This window comes from Bradyrhizobium sp. Mp27 (genome assembly GCF_029953005.1).
GTDB lineage: Bacteria > Pseudomonadota > Alphaproteobacteria > Rhizobiales > Xanthobacteraceae > Bradyrhizobium > Bradyrhizobium barranii.
This window is the reverse complement of the sequence record NZ_JASAUS010000485.1, coordinates 1-1,489: the sequence shown is the minus strand read 5'-3', so window position 1 is coordinate 1,489 and position 1,489 is coordinate 1. Positions and strand designations below refer to the sequence as shown.

Sequence of the window (1,489 nt, the reverse complement as noted above, 5' to 3'; positions counted from 1 at the left end):
CCGAAAGTCATCGCCGGTGTAAAGTTCATCGACGGAATCGAAGTCATTCCGAACACTGAAAGCCACGCCGCCTGATCAGGCCGCGTCACCCAAAATCAGCCATAGCTCCTTCCTGCCGGTTTTTCCCGCCATGGTCACCGTCTATTCCGACACACGACAGCGGCAGCGTAGCATCGATGATGAGGGCGTCGATTGCCGAACACCAGCACCGCGCGCTGTAGGCGGCGCTCCAGGACGCCCCTTCCAACGGCCAATCTCACATCTGAGATAAAGGCAGCGATCGTCGGAATTTTCCTGTTACCGCGCACTGCCCATTTCACGGCCTTGCGGACCGCCTCCCTGCACCATCTTTCTGTTGTTCGACCAATGCACCGTAAGAAATGGTCGAGCGGCAAGGGTGCATGCTTGCCGCCTTGCATAAATCCTGCGGCGACAAGTCGTATACATCAAGCGACTTTCTTGCTTCGCCGCAGCGCGAATAAGCGACTGCCCAGTTCTAGCGGCGCCCACGAACCAAGAACGGCAGCAAGAGCCGCCGCCACGAAAGCGAGGTAGCTCCAGTTCGAGTCGATAAGGCGTCCTTGGAAGTGGGCGAGCTCAAATATCGTGTCCATGGTTGCCCCCAAGAGAACAATCGCGACGACGCCACCCGTTATCGTGGTGACCACGCTGAGGAACCAACCCAGCACGCCAAACCTCTTCGACCAGGCGAAGTAGAGACCTACCGCCCACATGGTGAGAAGCGACCCAAACAAAGAAGCTCGCGAGAGCCCCGCCAACGTTGGAATCCGGGCCGAGTGCGTTAAGCAGCAGCATGGCAACTACTACAAAAGCGGTTAGATTTTTCACAGCGTCACGCCTCGACGTCAGAGCAATCCCGTTAGTCACGCCAACCGCAAGCGGTTCACACGCTGCCGCTGCTCAATTTCGCTCATGCAAAAGCCATTTTGTTTGGCTCCTTACAGTAAGCACGCATTTTGAGCACCTCACCGCTTTCTTCATAGATATTTTCGTGGGGGTTTTGATGTACGTATTTTCTGAGACGCAGAACTACGCAATCCAAGCACGACTGAATTTCATCTTAGGCGCGAAGAAATACGACACCTACTTCCTGGGAATCCAGTGCGCCGCGATGTCTGAGGGCCTCGTCGTCGTTTACGTGCAAAGTGAATTCACCGCCCACGCAATCACGGAACGGTATTCGACCGCGATTGCTATTGCGGTTGAGAGCGTTATTCACGAGCCTGTATCGAAGGTCACCGTGCTGGCAAGGCAGAACCAAGCGCGTTGAGTTAATTGTCAGCGCTAAAATGCTGTGAGACGATTCGAGTACGTCGTGAATTAACACGGACGTCGGGCGGTCATATGCCCAGCGGGGCTCCTAGTACCCACTTTTCTTGGAACGTGAGTCGTGATTCAAGGTCGGGATGATACCCGAAGCAAGAGAAGTCCACCTTTCGAGGAAAGATCGCAAGGTGCTTGAGGCGTG

The 1,489-nt window shown here is 55.1% G+C and carries 2 protein-coding genes; one reads left to right on the top strand and one right to left on the bottom strand.

What is annotated here, in order from left to right; translation table 11 throughout:
• Window positions 1-446: 446 nt before the first annotated feature.
• Window positions 447-689: a hypothetical protein gene (locus QJT78_RS51170; RefSeq protein WP_155258070.1), complete on the bottom strand. Its 243-nt coding sequence runs from the start codon at window positions 687-689 to the stop codon at window positions 447-449.
• Window positions 690-814: 125 nt separating this feature from the next.
• Between QJT78_RS51170 and QJT78_RS51165 the strand changes: the two genes are divergently transcribed.
• Window positions 815-1,291: a DnaA N-terminal domain-containing protein gene (locus tag QJT78_RS51165; protein WP_157790262.1), complete on the top strand. Its 477-nt coding sequence runs from the start codon at window positions 815-817 to the stop codon at window positions 1,289-1,291.
• Window positions 1,292-1,489: the final 198 nt, after the last annotated feature.

Bases quoted from the DNA above. Each gene is read 5' to 3' on its own strand.
- QJT78_RS51165 (WP_157790262.1), top strand. From the start codon at position 815: ATGGCAACTACTACAAAAGCGGTTAGATTTTTCACAGCGTCACGCCTC.